The 15,702-nt window shown below is 69.2% G+C and carries 11 protein-coding genes; all 11 read left to right on the forward strand.

The features are described 5' to 3' along the window. Positions 1-31 precede the first annotated feature (31 nt). The 11 genes from BLV57_RS00510 to BLV57_RS00560 all read left to right on the forward strand — a co-directional run bounded on the left by BLV57_RS00510 (position 32) and on the right by BLV57_RS00560 (position 15,551). A complete protein-coding gene (locus BLV57_RS00510; protein ID WP_091287783.1) occupies positions 32-1,189 on the forward strand; it encodes an inositol-3-phosphate synthase in 1,158 nt (385 codons plus the stop codon). Then, positions 1,186-2,019 (forward strand): SCO3242 family prenyltransferase, encoded by an 834-nt coding sequence (locus BLV57_RS00515; RefSeq protein WP_091285181.1) that lies wholly within the window; start codon positions 1,186-1,188, stop codon positions 2,017-2,019. Before BLV57_RS00510 ends, BLV57_RS00515 begins: the two co-directional genes overlap by 4 nt. Then, positions 2,016-3,434 (forward strand): EboA domain-containing protein, encoded by a 1,419-nt coding sequence (locus BLV57_RS00520; protein WP_091285183.1) that lies wholly within the window; start codon positions 2,016-2,018, stop codon positions 3,432-3,434. Before BLV57_RS00515 ends, BLV57_RS00520 begins: the two co-directional genes overlap by 4 nt. Before the next feature lie 2 nt (positions 3,435-3,436). Next, on the forward strand, positions 3,437-4,300 hold the full coding sequence (locus BLV57_RS00525; protein ID WP_091285186.1) for a TatD family hydrolase: 864 nt from the start codon (positions 3,437-3,439) through the stop codon (positions 4,298-4,300). Then, positions 4,297-5,373: a metabolite traffic protein EboE gene (gene eboE / locus BLV57_RS00530; RefSeq protein WP_091285189.1), complete on the forward strand. Its 1,077-nt coding sequence runs from the start codon at positions 4,297-4,299 to the stop codon at positions 5,371-5,373. Before BLV57_RS00525 ends, eboE begins: the two co-directional genes overlap by 4 nt. After that, on the forward strand, positions 5,370-6,743 hold the full coding sequence (locus BLV57_RS00535) for an alkaline phosphatase family protein (protein ID WP_091285192.1): 1,374 nt from the start codon (positions 5,370-5,372) through the stop codon (positions 6,741-6,743). The genes eboE and BLV57_RS00535 overlap by 4 nt, the downstream gene beginning before the upstream one ends. A gap of 10 nt (positions 6,744-6,753) precedes the next feature. Continuing rightward, positions 6,754-7,758, forward strand: a complete 1,005-nt coding sequence (locus BLV57_RS00540; RefSeq protein WP_091285195.1) for a sugar phosphate isomerase/epimerase family protein — start codon at positions 6,754-6,756, stop codon at positions 7,756-7,758. A 9-nt stretch (positions 7,759-7,767) separates the two neighbouring features. After that, a complete protein-coding gene (locus tag BLV57_RS00545) occupies positions 7,768-8,634 on the forward strand; it encodes a sugar phosphate isomerase/epimerase family protein (protein WP_091285197.1) in 867 nt (288 codons plus the stop codon). 14 nt (positions 8,635-8,648) lie between these two features. After that, a complete protein-coding gene (locus BLV57_RS00550; protein WP_091285199.1) occupies positions 8,649-9,668 on the forward strand; it encodes a multicopper oxidase domain-containing protein in 1,020 nt (339 codons plus the stop codon). Positions 9,669-9,730: 62 nt separating this feature from the next. Continuing rightward, positions 9,731-13,642, forward strand: a complete 3,912-nt coding sequence (locus tag BLV57_RS00555; RefSeq protein WP_176968453.1) for a ThuA domain-containing protein — start codon at positions 9,731-9,733, stop codon at positions 13,640-13,642. 67 nt (positions 13,643-13,709) lie between these two features. Then, entirely contained in the window at positions 13,710-15,551 is a 1,842-nt protein-coding gene (locus BLV57_RS00560; protein WP_091285204.1) for an OmpL47-type beta-barrel domain-containing protein, read from the forward strand. Positions 15,552-15,702 lie beyond the last annotated feature (151 nt).

Below are 15,702 nucleotides of genomic sequence, written 5' to 3' on the forward strand. Positions count from 1 at the left end.
GGTCCTGACGTACGAGATCGAAGGTGGGAAAATGCCTGCTCAGGAACGCACCGGCGTCTGGCTCGTCGGCGCTCGCGGATCGGTGGCCACCACCGCGACCGTGGGACTGCTCGCGCTGCGTGCCCGGGTCGCCGGCCCGACCGGCTGTGTCACCGAACTGCCCGCGTTCGCCGGCGTGCCGCTTCCCACCTGGGATGACCTGGTGCTCGGCGGGCACGACATCGTGCACACCGGGCTGGAGAAGCGGGCCGAGCAGCTCGTCGACGCCGGGGTGTTCGGTCACGCTGTGCTGACCGCCGTCCGATCCGGACTGTCCGCTGTGGACACCGAGATCCGCGACGGGTACCACCCAGCGGCACACTCGGGTGCGCAGGCGGACGCGGCGGCGCGGCTGTCCGCTGACATCCGCGCCTTCGCCGAGAGGCACGACCTGGCCAGGGTCGTGGTGCTCAACGTGTCGTCCACCGAGGCGCCGTGCCCGCTGCTGCCCGAGCACGAGAACCTCGCCTTGCTGGAACGCGCGATGGCCGATCCCGCCCGGTCCGTGCTTCCGCCCAGCTCGCTTTCGGCGTACGCGGCACTCCGGGCGGGGTGCCCGTACGTCGAGTTCACGCCGTCGGCGGGCATCACCCTGCCCGCACTGCGGCAGCTCGCCGAGCGGGAAGGGTTGCCGTACGCCGGATGCGACGGCAAGACCGGCGAGACGTTGCTGCGCACGGTCTTGGCGCCGATGTTCACCGCGCGGGCGTTGAAGGTCCGGTCGTGGTCGGGCACCAACCTGCTCGGCGGCGGCGACGGCGAGACGCTGGCCGACCCGGTGACCGCGGGCAGCAAGCTCGACTCGAAGGCACGCGGGCTGGCCGCGCTCCTCGGCGGGCAGGTGACCGCGCCACTGCACATCGACAACGTGCCGGACCTCGGCGAGACCAAGACCGCGTGGGACAACGTGTCGTTCGAGGGCTTCCTCGGTGCGCGGATGAGCTTGCAGTTCACCTGGACCGGCTACGACTCGGCGCTCGCCGCGCCGCTGATCCTCGACCTCGCGCGCCTGGTCACGGCGGCGCACGCGGCCGGGCAGCGTGGTGCGCTGACCGAGCTGGGCTTCTTTTTCAAGGACCCGCTCGGCAGCGACGAGCACCGGTTCGCCGAGCAGACCCGCCGTCTCCTCGACTGGGCGGCGACTTTATGAAGGCCTACCTCGAACTCGTGCGGGCACCCGCCGCGCTGACGGTGCTCGGCGACACGGTCGCCGGGGCGTCGGCGGCCGGTGTCCCGCTGAGAGGGAAGCGGTTGCTGCTTCCGCTTTCCTCGGTCGCTTTCTATTGGGCGGGCATGGCTTTGAACGACTGGGCGGACCGCACGCTCGACGCGGTCGAGCGTCCCGAACGGCCGATCCCGTCAGGCCGGGTGAGCGCGGACGCCGCGCTCGGCACTGGGATCGGACTGACCGCGGCGGGGCTGGGGCTCGCCGCGCTCGGGGGCGGGAAGGCCGCGGTCAAGGTGGCGGTTCCGCTGGCCGCGGCGGTGTGGGCGTACGACACGCTGCTCAAGCCGACGGCGGCCGGGCCGCTCGGGATGGCGGTCTGCCGCACGCTCGACGTCCTCATGGGCGGCCGGGCGCCGGTGGCCGCGGCGGCGGTCGGGGTGCACACGCTGGGTGTCACGGCACTGTCCACAGGGGAGGTGCACGGCGCTTCGGTGACTACCGCGCGTGTCGCCATGACGACTAGTTGTGTGGCGACAACGTTGGCAGTCACCGGTCCCGCTCGGGGCCGGTGGCATCGCGTGGCTTCGCTGGCCGCCGGTTCGGGGTACGCGGGGTTCGTCGGGCGGGCGCAGGCGGACGCCGCGCGCGACCCGTCGGCCAAGAAGGTCCGCAAGGCGACCATGACCGGCATCCACGGCATGGTCCCGTTGCAGGCGGCCGTCGCCGCGCGCGGCTCGATGCTCGGCGCCGCTCTGGTTTCGGCCGCGCTGCCACTGGCCAGAGCACTGTCGCGGAAGGTGAGCCCGACATGACCTTCACCTTGGGATACGGCACCAACGGCTTCGGCAACCACACACTGGACGACGCGCTCGCCGTCATCGCCGAACTCGGCTACGGCGGCGTCGCGCTGACGCTCGACCACAATCACCTCGACCCGTACGACGACGACCTGCCCAAGGAGGTCGACCGGGTCGCCGCCCGGCTGTCCTCGCTCGGGCTGAACCGGGTGGTCGTCGAGACCGGGGCGCGGTACCTGCTCGACCCGTGGCGCAAGCATCAGCCGACCCTGCTCTCCGACGATCCCGGCCTGCGGATCGATTTCCTCGGCAGGGCCATGAAAGTCGCGGCGGATCTCGGCGCCGACTGCGTGTCGTTCTGGTCCGGGGTCTCCACTGTGGACGATGAGGTCGCGTGGCGACGGCTGCGCGACGGTGTCGCCGAGGTGCTCGACCACGCGACCGTCCGGCTCGCGATGGAACCCGAGCCAGGACATCTCGTCGAGCATCTCGCCGACGTGCTGCGGCTGCGGGAGGAGCTCGGCAACCCCGAGCTGCTCGGCGTGACGCTCGACGTCGGCCACTGCGTCGCGGTCGAGCCGGTCGACGCGGCCGCCTGCATCCGCCAGGCCGGTGACCTGCTGTGGAACGTCCAGCTCGACGACATGATGCCGAAGGTCCACGAGCACCTCGAATTCGGCACCGGGCGGCTCGACCTGCGCGCCACCCTCGCCGCGCTTGCCGAGACCGGCTACACCGGGCTGGCCGCGGTCGAACTGCCCCGGCACAGCCACGCCGCGCCCGAGGTCGCGCGGCGGTCGATCGAGGCGTTGCGCGCGGCCATGCCGGTGCAGACCTGGCTGGAGAAGGCCGAAACCCGCATCCGCGAGACCCCGTCCGCCATCGCCGGGTTGTTCCCCGCGGTGGGCCGCGAGGTCGGCCGGTCCGCGCTGCGGCCGGACACCGACCCGCACGGCCTGGTCGAGGGCACGGTCGACGACCAGGCCAGGTCCCGCCTGCTCACCGTGCTCGCCGCCCAGCTCGACGCGCCGGCGCTGGCGAGCGAGGTGGGGGAGCTGTACCGCTACGGCGACGACGCCGAGCGGCGCGGTGTCCTGCGTGGACTCAACCGGCTGGTCACCGACGGCACGCTCGAGCAGCCGGTGGTCGAGGCCGGGCAGCAGCTGGTCGCGGACGCCTTGCGCGCCAACGACATCCGGCTGGTCGCGGCCGCGATGGGCGCCTTCGCCGCGCGGCATCTCGATCAGCACGCCTGGCGGCATGGGGTGCTGAAGTGCGTTTTCGTCGGCGTGCCGCTGGCCGCCGTCGCGAGCATCGAGGTCAGGAAGGACGGCGAGCTGCTGCGGATGCTGGCGGACTTCGCCGCCGAACGCGGCGCGGCCGGGCGTGACGTGCCCGCCGACGCACTCGAGTTGCTGAAGGAAGGCTGATCGTGCGCATCTTCGATCCCCACATCCACATGACCTCGCGGACGACCAACGACTACGAGGCGATGTACGCGGCCGGTGTCCGCGCACTCGTCGAACCCGCGTTCTGGCTCGGCCAGCCGCGGACCAGCGTCGGCTCCTTCACCGACTACTTCGACGCGCTCATCGGCTGGGAGCGGTTCCGCGCCGCGCAGTTCGGCATCCGGCACCACTGCACGATCGCGCTGAACCCCAAGGAGGCCAACGATCCCCGCTGCGTCGAGGTGCTCGACGTGCTGCCGCGTTACCTCGCCAAGGACGGCGTGGTCGCGGTCGGCGAGGTCGGCTACGACTCGATGACCCCGGAGGAGGACGACGTCTTCGCGCGCCAGCTCGCGCTGGCCGTCGAGCACGACCTGCCGGTGCTCGTGCACACCCCGCACCGCGACAAGCTCGAAGGCACGAAGCGCACGCTCGACGTGGTCCGCGAGTCCGGCCTGCCGATGGAGCGGGTGGTGGTCGATCACCTCAACGAGGTCACCGTCGGGCTGGTCAAGGATTCCGGCTGCTGGATGGGGTTCTCGATCTACCCGGACACCAAAATGGACGAACACCGGATGGTCGCGATCCTGCGTGAGTACGGGCTCGAGAAGATGATCGTCAACTCGGCCGCCGACTGGGGCCGGTCCGATCCGCTCAAGACGTTCCTGACCGGGCAGGCGATGCTCGCCGACGGGTTCGCGCAGTCCGATGTGGACAAGGTGCTGTGGGACAACCCGGTCGCGTTCTACGGCCAGAGCGGCAGGCTCACGCTCGACCCGCTGCCAGGGTTCACCGGCGAGGCGCAGGAGTTCTCCGGCAACTCGGTGCTGCGAGGTGCGCGTAAGTGATCTCCTACTGTACGAACGTGCACCCGGCCGAGGACGTCGCCGGGATCATGCGCCAGCTCGACGAGTACGCGCTGCCCGTGCGCGAGCGGCTCGGCGACGACCGGCTCGGGGTCGGGCTGTGGCTGTCCGCGCCGGTCGCGCGCGGTCTCGCGGACGACCGGGCCGCCCGGCGGCGGTTCCGCGCGGAACTCGACGCGCGCGGGTTGGCCGTGTACACGCTCAACGCTTTCCCGTATGGCGGCTTCCACGACGAGGTGGTCAAGCACGCGGTTTACGTTCCACAGTGGACCGACGAGGCGCGGGTCTCCTACACGATCGACTGTGTGAACGTGCTCGCCGACCTGCTCGCCGACGACGCTGAGTACGGCAGCATCTCGACGTTGCCGCTCGCCTGGCGTGAGCCGTGGAGCACCTACGACGACCTGCGTGCCGCCGAGTCGTTCGAGCGGGTCGTGCGGGCCGCCCGTGCGACGGGGGACCGGCCGATCAAGCTCGCCGTGGAGCCGGAACCCGGGTGTGTGCTCGACACCGTCGCCGACGCGCTCGGCTGGCTCTCGAACCGGGTCGATCCCGAGTACGTCGGGCTCTGCCTGGACACCTGTCATCTCGCGGTCTCGTTCGCCGACCCGGCGCAAACGCTTGCGGCGATCGCGGCGTCCACAGTGGACATCGTCAAGGTGCAGGCATCGGCCGCGTTGCACGTGGAAAAGCCGTCCGAGGCACGCGAAGCGCTGGCCGCTTTCGCCGAGCCGCGGTACCTGCACCAGGTGCGCGAACTCGGCGACCGGGTGCTCAAGGCCGACGACCTGCCGGAGGCCATGCGCGACCTGCCGGGCCGGGGGCCGTGGCGCGTGCACTTCCACATGCCACTGCATTGGACGCCCGAGGCGCCGCTGGCCACGACCACGGACGTGCTGCGCACCGTCCTCAAGGGACTGCCCGGCGAACCGCACATCGAGGTCGAGACCTACACCTGGAGCGTGCTGCCCGATGCCGGTGACCTGGTCGGCGGGATCGCCGCGGAACTGCGGTGGGCGCGTGCGGCGCTCGCCAGGGAAGGAGCGTCCGCATGAAACCGCTGGTCGTCATCGACGTGGTCGGCCTGACGCCGAAAGCCTTGCGTGACATGCCGAAGCTGGCCGCGGTCGCCCGCGACGGCTGGCAGGCGGAGCTCGGCACGATCCTGCCCGCGGTCACCTGCAGCGTGCAGTCCACCTTCCTCACCGGGCTGATGCCCGCGCAGCACGGGATCGTCGGCAACGGCTGGTTCTTCCGCGAACTCGGTGAGATCTTCCTGTGGCGTCAGCACAATCGGCTCGTCGGCGGCGAGAAGCTCTGGGAGACCGCGCGGGCGGCGCATCCGGGATACAAGGCCGCAAACGTTTGCTGGTGGTACGCGATGGGCATGTCGACCGACGTCACGGTCACACCCCGGCCGATCTACCACGCCGACGGCCGCAAGTCGCCCGACGCCTACGTCCGCCCGCCCGAGCTGCACGACCGGCTCACCGGAGAGCTGGGGGAGTTCCCGCTCTTCCAGTACTGGGGACCGACGGCCTCGCTCAAGTCGAGCCGCTGGGTGATCGGCGCGACGCGCCAGATCCTGCGCGAGCGGCGGCCCGATCTGCTGCTGGCCTACGTCCCGCATCTCGACTACGACCTCCAGCGCTTCGGCCCCAACTCGCCGGAAGCGTCGAAGGCGGCCCGCGAACTCGACAAGGCGCTCGCGCCGCTCCTCGACGACGCGCGCAACGCGGGCGCGGCCGTGGTCGTGCTCAGCGAGTACGGGATCACGCCGGTCAGCAGGCCGGTCGACATCAACCGGGCGTTGCGCCAAGACGGCCTGCTCGAGGTCTACACCCAGGCGGGCATGGAATACCTGGACCCGTGGGCGTCGCGCGCGTTCGCCGTCGCGGATCATCAGGTCGCGCACGTCTACGTCCGCGATCCGTCCGATGTGGACCGGGTCAAAGCACTGATCCGCGAGCTGACCGGCGTCGACGAGGTGCTCGACCGGGAGGCGCAGGCCCGCTACGGGCTCGACCACGAGCGCGCCGGTGAGCTGGTCGCGGTCGCCGAACCCGACTCGTGGTTCACGTATTACTACTGGCTCGACGACGCCCGCGCGCCCGACTTCGCGCGTGGCGTGGAAATCCACCGCAAACCCGGCTATGACCCGGCCGAGTTGTTCTTCGACCCGGCCGACAAGTTCGCCAAGGCCCGCGCCGGGCTCAACCTGGCGAAGAAGTTCGCCGGGCTGCGGTACGCGATGAACGTGGTGCCGACCGATCCGCGCTGGGTCCGCGGTTCACACGGGCGGCTCCCGGATTCGGCCGAGGACGGCCCGATCCTGCTGTGCTCCGAGCCCGGCTTCGAACCGGCCGGTCGCTTGGGCGCGACCGATGTGCATCCGCTGTTGCTGAATCTGCAGGGCCTGAAGTAGAGGAGTTCCGATGGGCCGTCCCATCACGTTGTTCACCGGCCAGTGGGCCGATCTGCCGTTCACCGAGGTCTGCAAGCTCGCGTCGGAATGGGGGTACGACGGGCTCGAGATCGCTTGCTCCGGAGACCACTTCGAGGTCGACCGCGCACTGTCCGAACCGGACTACGTGCCGAACCGGCTGCAGCTGCTGGCCGACCACGGCCTCAAGGTGTGGGCGATCTCCAACCACCTGACCGGCCAGGCGGTCTGCGACGATCCGATCGACGAACGGCACCAGGCCATCATCCCCTCGAGGGTGTGGGGTGACGGTGATGCCGAGGGCGTCCGGCAGCGTGCGGCCGCCGACATGGCCGACACCGCGCGGGCCGCGAGGCTGCTCGGGGTCGACACGGTCATCGGATTCACGGGCTCGAAGATCTGGAAGTACGTGGCGATGTTCCCGCCGGTCTCGCAGGCGGTCATCGACGACGGCTACGAGGACTTCGCGCGCCGCTGGAACCCGATCCTGGACGTGTTCGACGACGTCGGCGTCCGGTTCGCGCACGAGGTCCACCCGTCGGAGATCGCCTACGACTACTGGACGACCAAGCGCGCGCTGGAGGCCGTCGGCAACCGGCCCGCGTTCGGCCTCAACTGGGACCCGTCGCACTTCGTCTGGCAGGACCTCGACCCGGTCGGGTTCATCCTCGACTTCGCCGACCGCATCTATCACGTGGACTGCAAGGACACCCGCAAGCGGTTCGACGGCCGCAACGGCAGGCTCGGCTCGCACCTCGCGTGGGCGGATCCGCGCCGTGGCTGGGATTTCGTCTCCGTCGGGCACGGTGACGTGCCGTGGGAGGACTGCTTCCGGGCGCTGAACGCGATCGGGTACGCGGGCCCGATCTCGGTGGAATGGGAAGACGCGGGCATGGACCGGCTGCGGGGCGCGGCCGAGGCCGTGACCTATCTGCGCGAGCACTTGTTCGACCGCCCGTCGACTGCATTCGACGCGGCTTTCAGCAACCAGAAATGAGGGAAGTCCATGTGCGGTGACGAAGCTCAGCAGGCCCTTTCCCGGCGTTCGATCCTGCGTGGCGCGGCGGCGACGGCCGCACTCGCGGCGGGCGCGGCGCTGTCTCTCCCGGGTTCGGCGGCCGCGGCTCCCGGATTCGGCTACCGTCCCATCCCGCTCAGCAAGATCAGCATCCAGCTCTACACCCTGCGCGACGCGCTGCAGGCGGACCTGCCCGGCACGCTGTCCGCGCTGGCCGACATCGGCTACCGGCAGGTCGAGCTCGCGGGCACCTATGGCCGGTCAGCGCAGGAATTCCGCGCGCTGCTGGACAAGAACCACATCCGCGCGACCTCCACACACGTCGGCATCGACGGTGACCTGAACAAGACGATCGCGGACGCCAAGATCCTCGGCAACCGCTACGCCAACGTCCCGTTCGCGCAGTTCTCGACCATCGACCAGTGGAAGGCCTTCGCCGGGCGGCTGGACGCGGCGGCGCTGGCGTTCGCGTCGGCGGGCATCGAACTGGGGTACCACAACCATTCGCACGAGTTCCAGCCCATCGACGGGGTCCGGCCGTACGACGTGCTGACCGCGAACACCGACCGGCGGTACGTGCACCTGGAAATCGACCTGTTCTGGGCGGTCAACGCCGGCGTCAACCCGATCGACCTGTACGAGGCGAACTTCTCGCGGGTCATGCAGTACCACGTGAAGGACCGGACCGCGGACGGCAAGATGGTCGACCCCGGCGCCGGTGTCATCAACTTCCCGCGCATTTTCGCCGCCACCTACTGGAATCTGCGCGAGTACATCGTGGAGCACGACAACCCGGTCAACTCGCTGACCACCGCCAAGGTCGGCTTCGACTACCTCCGCAATCTGCGCTACTGACGGGAATATCCACAATGGACATAAGCAGAGGACTTTCCCGCCGGTCGGTATTGGCGGGCGCCACCGCGGGGGTGCTCGCCCCGGTCGTGGTCGGCGCCAGTTCCGCACCACCGTCGGCGACGGCGGCGGGCCTGACCCGCCGCGTCACCATCTACGCCGAGCAGCTGCCCGGCGGGCTGTACGGCTACGGCCTCGAACCGGGCCAGGCCACGATTCCCGGGCCGCTGCTGGAGATCTACGAAGGCGACACGCTCGAGATCGAGCTGGTCAACAACACCGACCAGCGCCTCTCGATCCACCCGCACGGCGTCAACTACGAGACGTCGTCGGACGGCGCGCCGCTCAACGCGTCGTTCAACAAGCCACGCGAGACCCGCACCTACATCTGGCGCACGCGCACGCAGTACCAGACCAACGGCGGCTTCTGGATGCCCGGCAGCGCGGGGTACTGGCACTACCACGACCACGCGATGGGCACCGACCACGGCACCGGCGGCCTGGCCAAGGGCCTCTACGGCGGCCTGATCGTGCGCAAGCGCGGCGACCTGCTGCCGCTGCGGCAGTACACCGTGGTGTTCAACGAGATGATGATCAACCACAAGATGGCCCCGGACACCCCGATCTTCGAGGCCAGGCTCGGCGAGCGCGTCGAGTGGATCTGCATCGGGCACGGCAACCTCCCGCACACCTTCCACCTGCACGCGCACCGCTGGGCGGACACCCGCACCGGCATGCTCGCCAGCGCCACCGACAACGCGCAGGTGATCGACAACAAGAACCTCGACCCCGGCAGCTCGTTCGGCTTCCAGGTGATCGCGGGCGACGGCGTCGGCCCCGGCGTGTGGATGTACCACTGCCACGTCCAGCAGCACTCGGACGGCGGCATGTCGGGGATCTTCCTGGTGCGCAACGCCGACGGCAGCCTGCCCGCGGGCGCGCAGGACGCGCTCGACCGGTTCAAGGGGCACGTGCACACGCCGACGACGACGACCGATGACCACTCAGTCCATTCCATGCACATGAGCCACGGATGAAGGAGCGAGGCATGGGGCGAAACGTTCCCAGACGCTGGTTAAGGCGGCGATCCATAGCCGCTATGGCGGTCGGTGCCGTCGTCACGGCAGGTGCGCCGCTGACGATCACACCGGTCGCGCAGGCGGCGCCCGCCGCGAACGTGCCGGTCAACGTGCTGGTGTTCGCCGGCGCCGCGGCCGACCAGAAGGACCCGGTGGTCCGCGCCGCCGACGCGATCGCGAGCCTGGGGCAGGCCAACGGGATCACGGTCACGTCCTCTTCGGACCCCGGCGTGTTCACCCCGGCGAACCTGGCCAAGTTCCGCGGCGTCGTCTTCCTTTCGGCGCAAGGCGTCACGCTCAGCCGTGACCAGGAAACCGCGCTGCAGGGCTACATGAAGGCGGGCGGCGGCTTCCTCGGCCTGTCCGACGCGGCTCGCGCGCAGGACGGCTCGCAGTGGTTCACCGGCCTGATCGGCGCCCGCCCGGTCGGCGCGCGGCCCACCCCCGAGGCCGTCGCGTCGGTGACCGCGAGCGCGGAGAACCCGCCGAACGAGACCAAGGACAAGCTGGCCGACAACAACGAGAACACCAAGTGGCTGGCCTTCCAGAGCACCGGCTGGGCCGCGTACAAGATGGCCGCGCCGGTCGCGGTGAGCAGCTACGCGCTCGTCTCCGCGAACGACGCGCCCGGCCGCGACCCGAAGAACTGGACGCTGCAGGGGTCGAACGACGGCAGCACCTGGACCGACCTCGACTCGCGGACCAACGAGGTCTTCGGCGAGCGGTTCCAGACCAGGACGTTCACGTTCACCAACACCACGGTCTACGCGAACTACCGGCTGAACATCACCGCCAACTCCGGCGAGAACATCGTCCAGCTCGCGGATCTCAAGCTGTTCAAGGACAACTCGAACACCCCGCCGCCCCCGGAGCCCGCTCCGCAGGCGGCCGTCGTGGACGTGCTCGACGGCGCGCACCCGGCCACCTCGGGCCTGCCGAAGAACTGGACGCGCACCGACCGCTGGCTGAACTGGGAGACGAACCCGGTCGGCACCGTGCACACGGTCGCGCAGGTCGAGGAGAAGACCTACACCCCGGGCGCCGGCGCGAACGGCCCGTTCCACCCGGTTTCGTGGTGCCGTGACTACGACGGCGGCCGCTCCTTCTACACCAGCATGGGCCGCACCGAGGCCAGCTACGGCGACACGCAGTTCCGCAACCACGTGCTCGGCGCGCTGCGCTGGACCACCGGCATGGTCCGCGGTGACTGCAAGGCGGGCATCGCGGCCAACTACAAAGTCGAGCGCCTGACCGCGAAGAACCAGCCCGGTCAGATGGACCAGATCGGTGAGCCGCACGGGCTCACGATCGCGCCCAACGGCCGGGTGTTCTACATCGGCCGCGCGGCCTGCCCGACCGGCCCGATCGTCAGCTGGGACGACCCGAACGTCGGCCTCGGCTGCGGCACGATCCACCAGTACGACCCGGCGACCAAGCAGGTCAAGCTGCTGACCACGTTGAAGGTCATGGGCAACCGCGGCTCCGGCGACGAGCTGGTCAAGAACGAGGAGGGCCTGCTCGGTCTCGTGCTGGACCCGAAGTTCAGCGAGAACGGCTGGATGTACGCCTACTGGATGCCGCACGAGTCGATCGACCGTGACAAGCGCATCGGCAAGCGGACGATCTCGCGGTTCACCTACGACCTTGCCAAGCAGACGCTGGACCAGGCGACCCGCAAGGACCTGATGTCGTGGGACGTCCAGATCCACAGCTGCTGCCACGCCGGTGGCGGCATGGCGTTCGACAAGGACGGGAACCTCTACGTCGGTTCCGGTGACAACAACTCGTCGCAGGGTTCGAACGGATACTCCGGCAACAACTGGACGCTGGAGTACAAGGGCCTGTCCTTCCAGGACGCTCGCCGCACGGCCGGTAACACCAACGACTACGGCGGCAAGATCCTGCGGATCCACCCGGAGGCCAACGGGACGTACACGATCCCGGCAGGCAACCTGTTCCCGGTCGGCCAGTATCCGGCCGACAAGACCAAGCCCGAGATCTACGTGATGGGCGTGCGCAACATCTCGCGCCTGCAGATCGACCCGGTGACCAACTGGCTCACCGCCGCGTGGGTCGGGCCGGACGCGTCCTCGCCGAGCCCGGAACTCGGCCCGGCGAAGTACGAGACGGCCACGATCATCACCGAGGCCGGCAACCACGGCTGGCCGTACTGCATGGGCAACCGGCAGCCGTACCGCGACCGCAGTTCCACCAACGCGGCCGAGCTGACCGGCTGGTACGACTGCAACAACCCGATCAACACGTCCCCGCGCAACACCGGCCTGGTGAACCTGCCGCCGGTGAAGGACAACATGATCTGGTACTCGCCGGACGGTGGCGGGCCGGTGTTCCCCAACCGTCCCAACAGCTCCGTCCCGACGTACAACGCGGCGGACGCCACGTACACCCAGCCGTACCTGCGTGGTGGCAGCCAGGCGGTCATGTCCGGCCCGACGTACCACCGCAACCTGGTCAACATCAACAGCGGCGTCGCTTGGCCGTCCTATTGGGACAACAAGTGGCTCATCGGTGACCAGAGCAACTCGCAGAACCGCATCGCGGTGACCGTCGACCCGAACGGCGTGCCCACGCACCAGCCGCCGGTGTTCGCCGAGACACTGCGGCAGATCCTGCCCGGCGGCGGCGGTGACACGAAGCTGCAGAGCTGGATGGACGCCAAGTTCGGGCCGGACGGGGCGTTGTACGTGCTCGACTACGGCAGCGGTTTCTTCACCCTGCAAGAGAACCAGAAGCTGCTGAAGATCAGCTACATCGGCGGTGGTGCGACTCCGGCCACGACGGCGTCGTCGACCATGGTGCAGAACAAGCCGCTGATGGCGGCGTTCACCGGCTCGAAGTCCGGCGGCGTCTCGTACCGGTGGGAGTTCGGTGACGGCTCGGTGTCCACTCAGGCCGATCCGAAGCACACCTACCCGCGCACCGGGATCTACACCGCGAAGCTGACCGTGACCTACGCGGACGGCGAAGCGGTGACGACGCGAAGTTCGATCAATGTCGGTTGCCTGACAGCGGATCCGGGCGTCACGGTGACCTTCGGGGACACCGACACGACCGTGGGCAACCATCTCGCGGGCGGTGGCTGCCGGGTCGACGACCTGATCGACGACGAGAGCACGTGGTCTTCGCACGCCGGTTTCGTCAACCACGTCGAGCTGGTCACGGAGTCGCTGGTGGACCTCGGCGTGATCACCGCGGCGGAGTCGGACAAGCTCAACGCGGCGGCCGTCGCATCGCCGATCGGCAAGGCCGGGACCACCGGCTACGACGCGATCTTCGACGGCACGGCCGAGTCGTTCCGCAACTGGGCACAGGCGCCATCGGGGCAGTTCTCCATTCAGCCGGACGGGTCACTGCGGCCCTCCGGCGGGCTGGGCATGCTCTGGTACGCCAAGCAGCAGTACGGCGACTTCTCGGTGAAACTGCAGTTCAAGGACATCGCGCCGGGCGACGGCCGCGCCAACAGCGGCGTGTTCACCCGGTTCCCCGACCCGCGGACCCCGTTGGCCGAACGGCCGCCGGGTAGCTGCGGGACGGTCGGCTCCGCGCGCACCTCGCAGGCGTGGGTGGCGATCTACTGTGGACACGAAGTCCAGATCTACGACGGTGAGACGGGCGAGCCGCAGAAGACGGGGTCGATCTACAACTTCGACCCGCAGCCGCTCGATCAAGCCGGAGCCAGGCCGAAGGGCACCTGGAACGACTACGAGATCAAGGTCGTCGGACAGCACTACACGATCATCCGCAACGGCGCGGTGATCAACGAGTTCGACAACACGCCCGGCAAGCAGTCGTCCCGCGCCGGTGACCCGCCGACGGATCTGCGGCAGTTCCTGACCGGCTACATCGGGCTGCAGAACCACGGTGACAACGATCTGGTCGAGTTCCGCAACATACGCGTGCGGCAGCTGTAGTGCGAACCGGCCGGGCGTGCGCGACACGCCCGGCCGGTCTTTCTCCTCGAGGAAGGTTTTCCCCGCGATGGTAAGAAAAGCTTTCGCCGCGCTGGGCGCGGTGCTGATCACGTTAGGGCTGCTGGCGACGCCGGCGTCGGCCCGGCTGCTGCCGCTGGCCCCGCTCCAGACGCTCACCTGGACCGCGAACAACAGTGTCACCGCGTACGCGTCCGCGCCGGCGACGGCCGTCGCGGGTGAGACCACGATCGTCTTCGAGAACAGCGAGGCGACCGGCAACACCTCCGGGATGTCGCACACGCTGACCTTCGACACCACGACCGACGGCTACAACCACAACGTGACGACGAACATCGTGGCGAACCCGTTCGACCCGACGAACGGCCGCCACGAGGTCACCGTGACCCTGCTGCCCGGAAAATACCGGTACTTCTGCGCCTTCCCCGGCCACGAGACGATGACCGGCGAGCTGATCGTCACCGACGGCGGTGGGGGTGACACGACTCCGCCGACGGTCACCGCGGCGGTGACGGGCCAGAAGGACCCGCAGGGCAACTACATCAAGTCGGCCAGTGTGACGCTGACCGCGACCGACACCCAGTCCGGCGTGGCCAAGACCGAGTACAAAGTAGACAGTGGGGCCTGGACCGCGTACACCGCGCCGGTCACGGTCTCCACACTCGGCGCGCACATGGTCCATTACCGGGCCACGGACGTCGCCGGGAACACGTCGCCGGAAGGCATGGCGTCGTTCACGATCGTCGACGGTCCCGCGCAGGACACCACGCCGCCGACGGTCACGGCCGCGCTGACAGGGCAGCGCGATCCTCAGGGCAACTACGTCGAGGTGGCCACGGTTTCGCTGACCGCCACCGACGCGGAGTCCGGTGTGGACAAGGTCGAGTACCAGCTCGACGGCGGTGCGTGGACCGCGTACACGGCGGCCGTCGCGGTGAACACCGCGGGCATGCACATGTTCCACTACCGCGCCACGGACAAGGCGGGCAACACCTCGCCGGAGGGCATGTCCCACTTCACGGTCGTGAAGAGCGACACGACCGCGCCCACCGTTTCGGCCGCCGTCGACGGCACCAAGGACGGTGACGGCAACTACGTCGGCAAGGCCACGGTCACGGTGGCGGCCACGGACGCCGGTTCCGGCGTCGGCACCATCGAGTACAAAGTGGACGGTGGCGCGTGGACCGCTTACGCCGCGCCGTTCCCGGTGTCCACGGCTGGCGCGCACACGGTGACCTTCCGCGCGACCGACAAGGCGGGCAATGTCTCACCCGAGGGCACGGTGACGTTCACCGTGGTCGCGGGCGATGACACGACGGCGCCGACGGTCGCGGCCGCGGTGACCGGCGACCAGGACGCCAACTGGTCCTATGTCGGCAAAGCGACGGTCACGGTGACCGCCGCCGACTCCGGCTCCGGCGTCGCCTCGATCGAGTACAAACTGGACAGTGGCTTGTGGACCGTCTACCCGGCGCCGATCGTGGTGACGGCGCTGGGTTCGCACGTGCTCAAGTACCGCGCGACCGACAAGGCGGGCAACGTCGCGGCCGAGCAGTCGGGCAGCTTCAAGGTGGTCCAGATCGGGCCGAGGCCGGACGCCTGCCCCGACTCGGACGTCCGCGAGACGGTCGTCATCGGCGACATCGACAGCCAGGTCGAGAACATCGACACCGGCAACGGCTGCACGATCAACGACATCATCGCCGAGAACGCCGAATACGCGTCGCACGACAGCTTCGTGCGCCACGTCAAGGCGGTCACCGCCGAGCTGGTCGACAACGGCGTCCTCTCCTCGGACGACCGCGGCCGCATCGTCACGGCGGCACTCGAGTCCAGCGTCGGCGGCTCGCCGTCCTCGCTCCCGGATTCGGCCCGCTCCAACGTCGTCTGAGGTCGTGAGTGGTGTGGCCGGTTCTAACCGGCCATACCACTCACGACCCCCTCGTCACGTTAGGCGACAGGCGACGTTCGGAGGGTGTCGGAAGGGGTCGAATCGGTCATAAGATCACACTGGCGCCCAAAGATGTCGACACCGCTCAGCA

Origin of the sequence: Amycolatopsis xylanica, from assembly GCF_900107045.1 — a bacterium.
GTDB classification, from domain to species: Bacteria; Actinomycetota; Actinomycetes; order Mycobacteriales; family Pseudonocardiaceae; genus Amycolatopsis; species Amycolatopsis xylanica.